Genomic DNA, 13,980 nt, shown 5'->3' with positions numbered 1-13,980 from the left:
CGTGGGGCGGGCCTTGAACACGGCCCGCCCCACGCGGCTGTACTGTCCCCGGCTCGGTGCTAGCCGGTGACGGTGAACGGTCGGGACACCTTCGTCGCCGACGTGGCGCCGTTCAGCGTGACGCTGGTCGCGCCCGCCTTCGCCGCACCCGGAACGCTGACCGTCGCGCCGGAGATGACGCCGTCACCGTTCGCGCGCACGGTGCTGACCGCCAGTCCGGTCCCGAAGGCGATCGTGACCACCTCGTTCGGCGCGAACCCGGAACCGTCGACCATGATCGACGTGCCGCGCGGGCCCGAGGTGGTCAGCAACGCCACCCGCGGCTGGTAGGTCCGCGCCTCCGGCTCCCCGGTCACCTGGACGGTGGCAGTGGCCGGCGTACGCGAGGACGCCCCCGTCGCGGTGACGGCGTACCGGCCGGGTTGCGCGTCACCGGAGGTCGGCACCGAGGCGCGGACCGTTCCCGTCGCAGAGGCCGCGACCTTCATGGCCCGACCCGGGTCGGTGCCGACGCTGACGGTCACCTGCTCGCCGGCGGCGAAGCCGCTGCCGTTGACGGTGATCGCGCCACCGGTGGCGACGGTGCCGGACGCGGACAGCGCGATCGCCGGCTGCGATCCGCCCCGAGCCACGGTCACGGTGAAGGACTCGGTGCTGCTCGACAGCGTGTCCCACGGCGTGACGCGCACCGTGTAGGTGCCCTCCCGTGCGTAGGTGTGCTGGCCGCTCATCGCGCCGGACGCGCCGATCGTCACGTCGTCCGGAACCGTGCCGTCACCCCACTGGACGCGGGCGCGGTAGCCCGTCGTACCGGGAACGCCGCCGGTCACCGCACCGAGGTTCGCCGCGAGGGCCTGCCCGGCGGTGGCCGTCTGGTTCTTCGGGGCGGCGGTCGTCAGCGCCGGGGCGGGCGTGCCGTCGTTGGCCACGGCGAACACGTGGATCCGACCCGCCGAGCGGGGGTCACCGGTCTGCGTCGGCAGGGTCACCGACACCAGCGTCTTGCCCGCCGGAATCTGGTACGGCGCGGTGGCGAAGAGGAACGGCTGGGCGCCGTCACGGCTCGTGCCCTGCAACCGGTACGCCGTCCGGGCGACGATGACGTTGCCGTAGGACGGGGTGCCGTTGGCGTTGCCGCCCAGCGTCCAGTCGCTCAACTGGATCGGAATGCTGGCCGTGCTGCCGTCGCTGAACGTCGCCGTGCCGGTGGTGCTCTGGTTGCCCTGCGTTCCGGCGCCGATGAACGAGATGCTCTTCGCGTCCTGCGGAAGGTCGAGGACGACGGTCGCCCCGTTGCCGGTGGCGTTGTCCGGCTGCCCGGCCGGGATCACCGGCACTGTGAACCGCAGCGCCGTTGCGGGAACCTGCTGCGGCTGGCCCTGGGTCACACCACCGGCCGCCAGGGCGGCCCGCGAGTACGCCCACGACTTGGCGTCACAGTCCGCCGCCAGGACCCCTTCGTCGCCGACGCAGACGCTGTCGAACGCGGCGGTGAGGCCGGAGGCCGGGGCGTACGCCACCTCGACGCCGACCGTCGCGGAGCTCTGGCTTTCGCCGTCGGTCACCGTGACGTTCGCCTGGTGGTAGCCGGGTGTGGTGTAGGTGTGCGACCCGGCGATGCGGTAGACGGCCCGCGAGCTCAACGTCACGGTGCCCGCGGTGACCGGCGTGCCGTCACGCCAGTCGATGGTGGCCTGGTAGCCGTTGGCGTCGCCGCCGGTGACGGTGGCCAGAGGCACCGAGACGGGTACGCCGGTGCTCGCGTGCACGCCGTCCGCCGCGGTGACCGTGATGTCGCCGCCGCCGAGGTCGAGGTCACCCCCGGCGAGCAGCTCGACCTCGGCGAGGTTGGTCTGCGCGGCGCCGACGGTCTTCGTGACGGCGAGGCGGAACTGCGCGAACCGTCCCGGCTTGTCGATCGAGTACGGGCGGGTCTGGTTACGCCACGGGAACACCTGACCGGTGCGGGAGTCCACTGTGGTCCATGTGAGGCCGTCGTTGGAACCCTGCAGACGCCAGTCCGCCGGATCGCCGGCACCGGCCCCGGACGTGACCGTGTAGTACTTCGGCTTCTGCCTGCCACCACGGAAGGCCCAGGTGATCTGCGGGGTCGCCGAGGTGAAGGTCAGCTGCGTGGTCGACGAGTCGTCGAACAGCTTCGACGCGTCCTGACCGCCGGTTGCGGTCGCGGTGCCGAGACCGGGGCCGGTGACGTCCTGCAACGGCTTCGGCGCCTCGTCACCCTTGGTCAGCGACGGCGGGGCGTCGTTCTTGCCGCTGCCCCAGGACGACGGCTTGGATCCCATCTGGAAGTCGATGGTGCCGCCCTTGGCGAGCGTCGCGACATCCAGGGACAGGCCGCGCTGCTTCTTGCCGTTGACCGACACGCCCTGCACGTAGATGTTCGCCGCGCTGTTGTTCGGCGCGTTGACGACGATGTCGCCGCTGCTGCGGTGCACGGTCATGCGGGTGAACTGCGGCGAGCCGATCGCCCACTCGGACGACCCGGCCTGCAACGGGTAGATGCCCAGCGAGCTGAGGATGTACCACGACGACATCTCGCCGTTGTCCTCGTCGCCCAGGTAGCCCTGGCCGATCTCGCTGCCGACGTAGAGACGGCGCAGGATCTCTCGTACCGTCTCCTGCGTCCTGGCCGGCGCGCCCGCGACGTTGTACATGTACGGGATGTGGTGCGACGGCTGGTTGCTCATGCCGAGCTGTCCCATCCGCACCGCGCGTGCTTCGAGCATCTCGTGGATGACGCCGCCGTACCCACCGGGGCGGTCGGCGTTCTCCGGGGTGGTGAAGAACGCGTCGAGCTTGTCCCGCAGCGCCTTCTGCCCGCCGTACAGGTTGATCAGGCCCTGGCCGTCCTGCTGGGCGGTGAACGCGAAGTTCCACCCGTTGGTCTCGGTGTAGACGCCACCCCAGTCCAGCGGGTCACCGGCGAGGAAGTTGCCGGCGGCGTCGCGGCCCTGGAAGAGCTTCGTCTTCGGGTCGAAGAGGTGGACGTAGTTGCGGGCCCGCTCCAGGAAGTACCGCGACTCCTCCTTGAGCCGGGCACGCTCCGACTTCGGCGTGGCCGGGTCCTTGGCGAGCGCCGCACCCATGTTGCCGATGCCGAAGTCGTTGATGTAGCCCTCCAGCGCCCACGACACCGACTCCCCCGTGGACGTCGGCGTGTAGCCGAGGAACAGGGAGCTCTCGATGCCCTTGCGCCCGACCGCGCTGCGCCCGGACGCGACGGTCGCGTCCTTGACGGCCGCGTCGTACGCCGCGAGCGGGTCGGGCAGCTTGACCCCGGTGAGGTACGCCTGGGCCAGCGCCACGTTCGCGCTGGTGCCGGTCATCAGGTCGGCGTAGCCCGGGGACGACCAGCGGGCGATCCAGCCGCCGTCGCGGTAGTGCTGGACGAACCCGTCGGAGATCTTCGCGGCGACGTCCGGGTACAGCAGCGCGTAGGCGGGCCACACGGTGCGGTAGGTGTCCCAGAAGCCGTTGTTGACGTAGATCTGCCCGTCGACGATCTTCGCGCCGGTCCGGGTCGGGGTCGACGCGCCGGTCGGCGCCGAGACCGGGCTCGCGTACTGCCAGCGCGGCGCGGCGGCGGTGCCGGTGTTCTCCGACTGCGAGTTCGGGTAGAGGTTCAGCCGGTACAGGTTCGAGTACATGGTGACCAACTGCGACTCGTTGGCGCCCCGCACCTCGACCCGGCCGAGCCGGTCCTTCCACGCGGCCGTGGCGGCGGCGTGGATCTGGTCGAAGCTCTTGCCGGTGACCTCCAGATCGAGGTTACGGCGCGCCTGGTCGACGGAGAGGAACGACGTGGCGAGACGCATCGTCACCTCCCGCGAGCCGGAGAGGTCGAAGGTGGCCGAGGTCGCGGCGGACGCCGTCGGCGCCCGGTCGAAGGCGCCGGAGACGAACATCCGGCTACGACCGGCCGACAGGCCGCTTCCGTTGTCGACCCAACCGGTGAACGTGCCGTCCGTGCCGATGGTGAACGTGCCGTTGTGGAAGACGAGGCTTCCGGTCTGCTGCCCGGTGGGGAAGGTGAACCGCATGATCCCGGCGTGGTCGGTGGGCGACATCTCCGCGACCAGGCCGTTCTGGAGCCTGACCCGGTAGAGGTCCGGCTGCGCCGTCTCGTCGTCGTGGCTGAAGGCGAGCGCACGGCCGGCGGGCTGACCGGTGAGCGGCCCGCCACCGACGACCGGCATGACGGACATCTGGTTGCGGTCACCCATCCAGGGGCTGGGCTCGTGGGAGATCGCGAGGCCCTGGAGCATGGGAAGGTTGGCCTCGTTGTTGATCCGGTGGTACTCGTACTCCCACGAGTCGGAGGTCGCGTCGGTCACCGGGGTGAAGAAGTTGAACCCGTTCGGCACGGCGGTGATCGGCAGGTTGTTGCCGCGCGAGAAGCCGCCCGTCGAGTTGGTGCCCCGTCGGGTGTCGACGTAGTTGGTCAGCTTCGAGCCGTCGATCGACGCCGGCGCGGCCGTCAGCTCGATGTCGTCCAGCCAACCCTGGAACCGGGTCTCCCCGGTGGCCTGCGGATTGTCGTACGCGAGCAGGATGCGGTCGATCGTCTTGCCGCGCGCGACGGTGCCCAGGTCGGCCTGCACCAGGTTCCACTGGTCGGCGAAGAGCACCTTCGAGGCGCCCTGACCGGCACCCGTGAGCGGGTAGCCGTGCTGGTCGGCGGGCGAGCGACCACTCAGGTAGCTGCCGTCGGTGAAGTGCAGGTCGACGGCGGTGTAGGTGGACGGGTACCGGCCGTCTCCACCGGTGAACTCGGGGAAGATCTTGTACGACAGTCGGGTCTTCGGCCCGACCGGGATGGTGACGTCGAAGAGCTTGTTGGTCGCGTACGACCGGCCGTTGCCCTCGGCGCCGCCGGAGTAGCGCAGCGCGGCCAGTCCGGTGAACCCGACGTCCGGCTTCGTGGTGTAGCCGCCGTTCGGGCCGGCGGTCGCCTCGCTGACCATGGGGGTGGCCGGCGGGCGGACGTCCGAGCCGTCGCTGATGTTCCAGTCGGCGAGCTGCACGAGCGAGTCACCGGAGTTCGCGGTGACGTTGAGCCGGTAGAAGCCGTAGGCGTTCGGGTTCGTGAAGCTGTAGGTCTTGGTGGCGAAGCGCCCGCTGAACTTCTCGCCGGCACGCTTGTCCAGGTCGGTCCAGGTGCTGCCGTCGTTCGACCCCTGGACGACGAAGTCCCTGGGGTCACGGGTCGGTGCGTCGTTGGCCGCGGTCAGCGAGTAGCGCACGACAGTCGCCGGCTTGGCGAGCTGGTAGGTCACCCAGCCGCTGGACGCGAACACGAGCCACTTGGTCGACGGATCGTCGTCAGTGAGGTTCGCGGCGATCTCTCGCGGCTGGTTCTCGTCGCTCGCGGTCACGGCGTCGACCTGGCCGAGCAGGCTGCCGGGCAGCGTGGAGACCTTGCCGCTCAGGTTGGCCTGGACCGGCTTTCCGTTCTGGCCCACCTCCACGGTGCTGGTGGCGGGCTGCGGGTCGGCGGACTCGAACGAGGAGGTGAAGTTGCCCGGCGGTGCGGGGGTGGGGGCGGCGTTCGCCACGGGCGCGGCGAGAAGAAGGCCCAGCGGAAGCAGGGCGGCTGTCCTCGCCGCGATCAGGCGGGGTGAGAGAGGGCGCGCAAGGGGGGTGTGCGACATGAGGGACGGAGCCTTTCGACTCGAACCGGGTCGAGTACGTCGAACGTCTGGGCAGTGTGGAGCGGGGGTGGCGGTCGGAGCCCTGACATCGTTGTCATCGGAGTTCGTGAACAACGAGAGTCGGGGCGATGGACTGTCGCTGATAGTTCCGGGCACAGCACGGCCGTGTCAACGGGTTGGCCGCGCCGAAACGGCCGCCACCCCCTCGGGGTCCGGCGACCGATGCGCCGGGCCTCGACGCCGTCCGGCGACGTACGCCGAGGCCCGGCCACGGATCAGCAGTAGAGGTTGGCTCCGGCGGACACCCCGAGGATGCCGACGAACTGCTGGTACCTGGTGACGCGACTCTGCACCTGGGCGGGGTTTCCGCCGTTGCACTCGATCGAGCCGTTGATGCTGCGGATGGTCTGACCGAACCCGGCGCCGTTGACCATCGCATTGTGGGCGGTCATGGTGCCCGGCCCGTTCTGGGTCATCCAGTACCAGATACCGGTCTTCCAGGCCACCGCGGCGTCGGTCTGCACCAGCCACGGGTTGGTCAGCAGCGGCAGGTTGAGGGCGTTGCCCGCGGCGTTGTAGTTGAAGTTCCAACTGAGCTGGATGGGCCCCCGCCCGTAGTAGGCGGCCTGCCCGGCGGGGCAGCCGTACGGCTGACCGGGGTCGCAGTAGTGCGGGTAGTTAGCGGTGTTCTGCTCGACGATGTGCACGAGCCCGCCGGTCTCGTGGTAGACGTTCGCCAGGAAGGCCGCGGCCTCCTGGCGCTGGACGGTGGCGCTGCCGGTGCGCGCGAACGCCGGGTAGGCGCTGAGCGCCGCGACGAGCCCGGAGTACGTGTAGAAGGAGTTGCGACCCGGGAACATCTGGTTGAACTGGGCCTCGGTGACCACGAAGCCGCCCGGGTCGGTGGGCGGCGGGGTGGTCGGTGGTTGACCACCGCAGGTGTACGGCTCCCAGTACCAGGTGCTGACGACGGGGTCGTACCCGGGATTGTCATGCTCGGCGATGTAGTAGAGGCCGTTGGTGTACCGCACGATCGCCCCGGTGGCGTACCACGTCCCGGCGGTCCAGTTCGGGTAGGAGCAGGTCCCCCCGGTGGGCGGCGTGGTGCCGCCTCCGCACGCGCCGAGGTCCTCCCAGACGCCGGTCGTGCCCGGCGGGGCCTCGTTCTGGGTCCACCACTTCGCCCGGTAGTTGCGGCCGTTGTGGGAGACCTGCGCGTCTCCCCAGTAGACGGCCGAGGCCTGCCACGACGCTGAGCAGGCCGCCGCTGACGCGGCGGTCGCCGGGATGATCGCGACCAGTCCGCCGGCGACGATCAGTGCCGCCAGCGCGACCAGCGCGCGGAGTCTCGTCATGTGGTTGCTCCTTCCTCGGACCCCAGTGGCCGAAATCCGAGCCGGATATCGACCCAGGTGACTGTAACATCTTCTGTTCACAATCTTTACTAATTCGTCGACCTCGGACGGCGGCGAACTCCGTGGTCGGCCGCCGATACTTCCGATGAATTTCCGGATCATGTCGACCACAAAGATTCCGGCCGGCGTCAACTGACTCCCCGGCAGATCAGCCTCTAAGAAGTCCCGACTGGCCAGGGCAGGTGCCTACCTCACAAGCCGCCCTGCACTGTTCCGGAGTGATTCCGGAACTTGTTGACGTGTTCGAATTCTCGCTGTAATACTCCGATCCATTGAGGTCGATGCGGTGGCGCGCCGCGACCCACCCACCACCACACCTGTCCGGACTGCGCCGTCCGCCGTCCGGGTCTGCGAGAAGGGGCACCAGATGAGCAGACTCTTCCCCCGCACGGCCCTGTGGTCGAGGCGGTTGCGCGCGGCGCTCGCCGTCCTCGCCACCGCGGTCGCCATGTGCGGCGTCGTCCTCGCCGCCACCTCGACCCCGTCGAGCGCCGCCACCTGCAACGGCTACGTCGGCCTCACCTTCGACGACGGCCCGACCGGCAACACCAGCGCGCTGCTCAACGTGCTGCGCAACAACGGCGTACGGGCCACGATGTTCAACGTCGGGCAGAACGTCCAGAACAACAGGTCGGCCGCACAGGCCCAGGTGGCCGCCGGCATGTGGGTCGCCAACCACAGCTGGAACCACGCCCACATGACCTCGATGAGCCAGTCCCAGATGCAGTCGGACCTGTCCCAGACCAGCTCGGCGATCCAGTCGGCGACCGGCAGCCGGCCGGTTCTGTTCCGGCCGCCGTACGGCGAGACCAACTCCACCCTGCAGTCAGTGGCGTCGTCGCTGGGCATGCGCCAGGTGATCTGGGACGTGGACTCGCAGGACTGGAACGGCGCCAGCGTCAGCCAGATCGTGTCCAACGCGAGTCGACTCCAGGCCGGTCAGGTCATCCTGATGCACGACGGGATCCAGAACACCCGCGACGCGATCCCCCAGATCATGGCCAACCTGACCAGCCGCAACCTGTGCCCCGGCATGATCTCGCCGTCCACCGGCCGCGCGGTCGCGCCCGACGGCACCACCCCGCCGCCGACCACCCCGCCGCCCTCCGGCGGCACCTGCACCGCGACCGCCACGACCCCCAACGTCTGGGGCGACAGGTACAACACGTCGGTGACGGTCAGTGGCGCCAGCACGTGGACCGTGGTCGTGGCCATCACCTCGCCGCAGCGCGTCTCCACCATCTGGAACGGCACCGCCACCTGGGACAGCAGCGGGACCGTCATGACCATGCGCTCCAATGGCAGCGGCAACACCTTCGGCTTCACCACGATGACCAACGGCAACAGCAGCGCCCGCCCACAGATTCGCTCGTGCACCTCGGGTTGACATCGCCCAGGTTGAGTCGTGCGCGGTGGGTGCGCCCGGCACCCACCGCGCACCTGCCTGCCCACCGCACGTGGCCACTAGCCTGCACTGATGCGACACACCCTCACGCCCGGGGACGACACCCTGCACGGCCACTTCTCCCCCGACCTCCCGCCCGTGCTCACCATCGACCCCGGCGACTCCGTCACCTACCGCACCCTGGACTGCTGGTGGTCCGCCGGCCCGTACCCCGGCGGGCCGAACCGAGAGCGGCCCCGCGTCGCGCAGCACCGGCCCGACCACGGACACGCCTTGATCGGTCCGGTCGCCGTCCGCGGTGCGCGCGCTGGTCAGACCCTCGCGGTACGCATCGACACGGTCGTCCCGGGCAACTGGGGAACCACAGTGGCCGGCGGCTGGCCGAGCGGGTTCAACAAGCACTACGGCGTGCAGGAACACCAGGTGGTGCACGCCTGGACGCTGGACCCGGTGAGCATGACCGGTCGCAACCAGCACGGCCACACGGTTCCGCTGCGGCCCTTCATGGGAGTGCTCGGCATGCCGCCCGCCGAGCCGGGGCTGCACTCGACGACCCCACCGCGCCCGTGGGGCGGCAATCTGGACTGCCGGGACCTCACCGCCGGCAGCACCCTCCTGCTGCCGATCCCGGTGGACGACGCGCTGTTCTCCGTCGGGGACGGGCACGCCGCACAGGGTGACGGCGAGGTCGGCGGCACCGCGATCGAGTGTCAGATGGACGAGGTGACGTTGACCTTCGACGTACGCGACGACTTTCCGGTCACCGGCCCGGTGGCCCGTACCCCCGACGCGTGGCTGACCCTGGGCGTCGGCACGTCCCTCGACGACGCCACGTTCACCGCTCTGGACTCGATGCTGACCCTGATGCAGCGGCTGCACGGCCTCAGCCGCGCGGACGCGGTGGCGCTGGCCAGCATCGCGGTCGACGTGCGGGTGACGCAGATCGTCAACCAGACCGTCGGCGCGCACGCGGTGCTCCGCGACGACGCGCTGCGCTGGCCGGACGCCGATTCTGTCGGAGGGCTCCGTTAACGTGTGGTCACTGTCGCCGCGCCGGCCGGATCGCGCCGCTCGCTGACCCTCGGAGGCCCCCCATGTCCCAGGAGACGACCTACCTCGAACTGTCCGAAGTGGACGGTGCGCACAAGTTCTACGAGGTCATCGTCGACAACGCCACGCTGACGGTGCGCTACGGCCGGATCGGCGACCAGGGTCAGGTCAAGGCCAGTGCCTATCCGGACAACGCCCGCGCCCGGGCCGCCGCAGCGAAGAAGATCGGGGAGAAGGTCCGCAAGGGCTACGCGCCGGCGGTCCCCGGCGTCCGCCAGAAGCGCACCGTGTCGCGGCGGCAGATCGTGAGCACCCGCTCCACCGCCCACACCGCCCCGGTGCTCTGGCGCTACGACTCCGGCGGCCCCGCCTTCGGCATCTTCGTCGACGGGCAGCACTGCATGGTCGGCAACGAGCACGGAGTCATCACCACGCTCGACCACGACGCCCAGGTGCGCAGCCAGGTCCGCCTTCCCGACGGGGTCAAGTGCATCGTCGCCGACGACGCCTGGATCTACGCCGGCTGCGACGACGGCAACGTCTACGACCTGTCCGGCAAGGTGCCCCGCGTGGCGTACGCGATCGCCCCGGAGATCGACATCTACTGGCTGGACATCCACGACGGCGTCCTCGGCGTCTCCGACGCCAACGGCGGGATCACCGCCGTCGATCACGAGGACGAGTTCCTGTGGCGTCGCCCCGGGCGGGGGCGTTCGGCCTGGATGGTGCGGTGCGACGCCGACGCCATCTACCACGGCCACTCGCAGGGCGTGACCGGCTACGAGTGGCGCACCGGCAGCGAACTGTGGCACACCACCACCGGTTCGGTGCTCTTCGGCTGGCAGGAGCGCGGCAGTGTGTTCGCCGGGACGGGCACCCGCGAGGTGGTGCGGCTGTCCAAGTCGGGTCGGCTCGAACGCACCTACCGCTGCGACGCCCCGGTCTTCTCCTGCGCCACCGCCGAGGGCGGCGAGTACGTCTTCGCCGGTGACAGCCAGTCCTCGATCTACTGCTTCGACGAGGCAGGCACCCGGCTGTGGAAGCTCGGCACCGGCTGCGGCTCGGCGTACTCCATGCAGTACCACGACGACCGGCTCTACGTCGTCACCACCGGCGGCCATCTGGCCTGCATCGACGCGAGCGAGCCGGCGATCCGCGCGGCGCAGGCCGGGAACGTGCCCCAGGTACGCGACATCAAGGCCCCCCGCCAGGCACCCCAGCCGGTGCAGCCGACGATCGTCGAGGTGACCAGCGACTCGGGCGCGGGCGTGGTCGTGCAGTGCCTGGACGATCGGGGGCGGCTGCGGGTTCAGGTGCTCTCCGACGGTTACCGGCGCGACTGGTCGGTGCAGTTCCCCAAGGGGATTCGCGAGCCGGGCGCCCGCTACCTGGTGACCGAGGTGCGCGAGTCCAGCCGCGGTGGCTACTACCGCGCGTACGGCGACATCCGCCGGCTGCGCTGAGCGGGGGTCGCACCGCCTCGCTACCGAGGGTCCCCGGCCGCGCCCGTCGGTGTCGTAGGGTGCCGCCATGGCACACCCCGTCCGGGCCGACGGCGACGCCAGCAGGGCCTGGTGGGCTGCCCCGCCGACAGGGCGAGTCAGTCACCTGCCGGGCATCGACCCGGAGCTGCTGCGGGTGGCACTCGACCCGTTACCACCGGCGGCACCCGCAATCGTGCACTACCGGCCCACCGTGACATGCCCTCTCGGTGACCTCGTGGACACCCTGCTCGACCAACTGGACACCGCGGCCCTCGCGATGTTCCCCCGCTGGCTGGCGGGAGCCGACCATGTCGACAGCGAGGGCACGCTCGGCGTGGCGGCGGTGCGGGCACTCGCGGCCCGTACCGCCGCAGGCTCCCGGCACTTCGGCCCGTTCCTGGCCGACCTCGCCGAGCGAGGGCTACGCGGCCCGCACCACCCCGGCGGCCGATCCCGCTTCGCCCCGGGGGTACGCGCCGCCGGGCTCGCCCGAGTGATCGCCGACGCGTACGACCGGCAGAGCTGCGTACTCGTCATGGCCCTGCCCGACGCCGACGCCGACGCCGACGCCGACGCCGAGCGGACGCTGGTGGCCGCCGCCGAGTGGCTCGTGCGACACGGTGGCTTCACGGTGTGGTTGGCCGGCGGGACGCTGCGCCACGCCGACCGGGTGCGCTCGGTGCCCATGCCGGTGCCGGCGCGATTCGCCGGGCTGGCCAGCACGACCGAACGGCTTCCGGCCCTCGCCGCCGAGCCGGCGTCGACGGTGCTGGCCTGGCCGCCGATCGCGGGCGTGCCCCGCGGTGACAGCGCCGCCGAGCAGGCGTTGGAACGTGCGCTCGCACCGCACGACTGGGCGCGGGGCCGGCGGTGGAACCAGACCTACGAGTGGCACGTCCTGGCCACGGCGTACCGTCTGGATCTGTTTTGGCCCACGGAGGGTCTTGCGGTCGAGGTGGACGGCCCGGAGCATCGTGGGCGAATCGCTTTCGCAAACGACCGGCGGAGAGACGTACAGCTGCAACTCCTCGGGCTGGACGTGCTCCGCTTCACCAACGAACAGGTGCTCACCGACGCGCCGGCGGTGGTCGACGGGATCCGTCGGCTACTGGCCCGGCGACGCGCGGGCGGCACGCACCCCCACGGAGATGAGACATCATGACGAGCCCGGCGGACGTCCCGCACCTGACGCCGAACCAGATCAACGCCCTCGTGGTGCTGATGGTCGAGGCACGCCGACTCACCAACGTCGAGCTGAAAGAGCTGGCCGGTTTCACGCTGACCGGCAAGGACAACACGAAGCTCGTCGACCTTGGCCTGGTGGACACCGATCGGACGCACCGGCCCTTCGCCCACGAGCTGACCGAGCAGGGCTGGCGGGTGGCACGTCAGCTGCACACCGCCGCGCCGCCGAAGCAGGGTGGCTCGACGACCCGGTCCCTGTTCGTCGTCCTGTCCAACCTGCACCGTTCGCTGGACCGGCTCCGGGTCAGCCACGGCGATTTCTTCAAGCAGACCGAGGCAACGGCCGCCCCGGCGACCAGCGAGCCGCGACAGGAAGCACCGGCACCCACGGTGACCGCTACGACGACGGCGGCAGCGGCGGCACCGGTGTCCGCGGCGGAGGTGGAGGCACTGGTTCGCTCGGCGTACCGGGATCTGGCCACCGCGCCGGGCGCCTGGGTCGGCCTCGCCGACGTCCGCGACCGGCTCACCGACACCGACCGGGCCGCCCTCGACGCGGCGTTGCGGGCGATGGTCGGCCGGGAGGACGTCCGCATCATCCCGGTGGCGAACACCAAGTCACTGACCGCACGGGACCGGGCCGCGGCCGTCCGCATCGGGAACGAGGACAACCACGCCCTGGCGATCGGCCCGGCATGATCTCGGAGGACCAGCGGGCCGCGCTGGAAGCGGTCAGTCTCAACCCGGCGGTCACCCCGGACGACGTCTGGCGACCGAGCCCGCACAACGTGCCGGAACTGCATGAGAAGGTCGCCGCGGAGATCCTGCGCGGGGTGGCACGGGCCCGCACCGACGACACCAGCATGCCGCTCGGGGTGGCCATGCAGGGCCGCGCGGGCGCCGGCAAGACGCACCTGCTCGGGGCGGTCCGCGAACGGATCCAGGGCGACGGCGGCTACTTCTTCCTGGTCGACATGGTCAGTGGCAAGACGTTCTGGGAGAGCGTGGCCCTGGCCCTGGTGGAGGGGATGGGCCGCCCCCACGTCGGCTGGGGCACCCAGTTGAAGACCTTCCTGCGTCGACTCACCCCCCAGCTCGGCCTGCCGGTGGAGGTCCGCGACGCGGTCGCCGGCACCCGACCGGTGACCCGTGCGCAGCTCGACACCTTCATCTGGGCGCTGCGCGAGCGAGATCGGGAGGTCGGGCGGGACGCCCAGGACACCGCGCGGGCGCTCGTCCTGCACGGCGCCATCGACTTCGAGGCACAGGACGTCGGTTACGCCCACCTGATCTCCGAACCGGGTGACCCGACCGCGCGGGCGGCGTGGGGGTTGAGCCCCGCGATCCGCACACCGCAGCAGGTCGTGCAGGACATCTCCCGGCTGATGGCCCTGACCCTGGACCCCACGGTCATCGCCGTCGACCAGCTCGACACGCTGTTCGCCCAGACCAGCACCTCACTGCTCAACCAGCATCAGGGGCTGGAGGACGGCCAGGCCAAGGTGCTCGGCCCGATCGCCGACGGCCTGCTCAAACTCCGCGACATCACCCGCCGCACACTGGTCGTCGTCTCGTGCCTGCCGGACACCTGGGTGCTGATGACCCGCACCGCGCCCACCCCGGTCGCTGACCGCTTCCGTACGGCGACCCTGCCGGACCGGATCCCCACCCCGGAGATCGGGCAGGCCATCGTGTCGAAGCGCCTCGCCGCCGCCTTCGCGGGTATGTACTTCGGGCCACCGCACCCCACCTGGCCGATCGCCCCC

7 protein-coding genes and 1 pseudogene are annotated in these 13,980 nt (G+C 70.6%); 6 read left to right on the top strand and 2 right to left on the bottom strand.

The features are described 5' to 3' along the window. Positions 1-59: 59 nt before the first annotated feature. A complete protein-coding gene (locus DLJ58_RS14980) occupies positions 60-5,675 on the bottom strand; it encodes a GH92 family glycosyl hydrolase (protein WP_124856873.1) in 5,616 nt (1,871 codons plus the stop codon). A 275-nt stretch (positions 5,676-5,950) separates the two neighbouring features. Continuing rightward, positions 5,951-7,030, bottom strand: coding sequence for a glycoside hydrolase family 19 protein (locus DLJ58_RS14975; RefSeq protein WP_124856870.1), 1,080 nt, complete (start codon positions 7,028-7,030; stop codon positions 5,951-5,953). 427 nt (positions 7,031-7,457) lie between these two features. Here DLJ58_RS14975 and DLJ58_RS14970 point away from each other — a divergent pair, with 427 nt between their 5' ends. From DLJ58_RS14970 to DLJ58_RS14945, 6 genes and pseudogenes are all read left to right on the top strand, one after another. Then, positions 7,458-8,477 (top strand): polysaccharide deacetylase family protein, encoded by a 1,020-nt coding sequence (locus DLJ58_RS14970; RefSeq protein ID WP_124856867.1) that lies wholly within the window; start codon positions 7,458-7,460, stop codon positions 8,475-8,477. Positions 8,478-8,567: 90 nt separating this feature from the next. Next, complete coding sequence (locus tag DLJ58_RS14965) at positions 8,568-9,527, top strand: acetamidase/formamidase family protein (RefSeq protein ID WP_124856863.1); 960 nt, start codon at positions 8,568-8,570, stop codon at positions 9,525-9,527. A gap of 62 nt (positions 9,528-9,589) precedes the next feature. After that, entirely contained in the window at positions 9,590-11,008 is a 1,419-nt protein-coding gene (locus DLJ58_RS14960) for a WGR domain-containing protein (protein ID WP_124856860.1), read from the top strand. 67 nt (positions 11,009-11,075) lie between these two features. After that, a complete protein-coding gene (locus DLJ58_RS14955) occupies positions 11,076-12,191 on the top strand; it encodes an endonuclease domain-containing protein (protein WP_124856856.1) in 1,116 nt (371 codons plus the stop codon). Continuing rightward, positions 12,188-12,913, top strand: a complete 726-nt coding sequence (locus tag DLJ58_RS14950; RefSeq protein WP_124856853.1) for a hypothetical protein — start codon at positions 12,188-12,190, stop codon at positions 12,911-12,913. The genes DLJ58_RS14955 and DLJ58_RS14950 overlap by 4 nt, the downstream gene beginning before the upstream one ends. Continuing rightward, positions 12,910-13,980, top strand: a pseudogene (locus DLJ58_RS14945) (AAA family ATPase); the annotation flags it as partial. The gene DLJ58_RS14950 and the pseudogene DLJ58_RS14945, both read left to right, overlap by 4 nt.

This window comes from Micromonospora arida (assembly GCF_003857035.1).
Classification (GTDB): Bacteria; Actinomycetota; Actinomycetes; order Mycobacteriales; family Micromonosporaceae; genus Micromonospora; species Micromonospora arida.
This window is presented reverse-complemented; position numbering and strand designations above follow the sequence as displayed.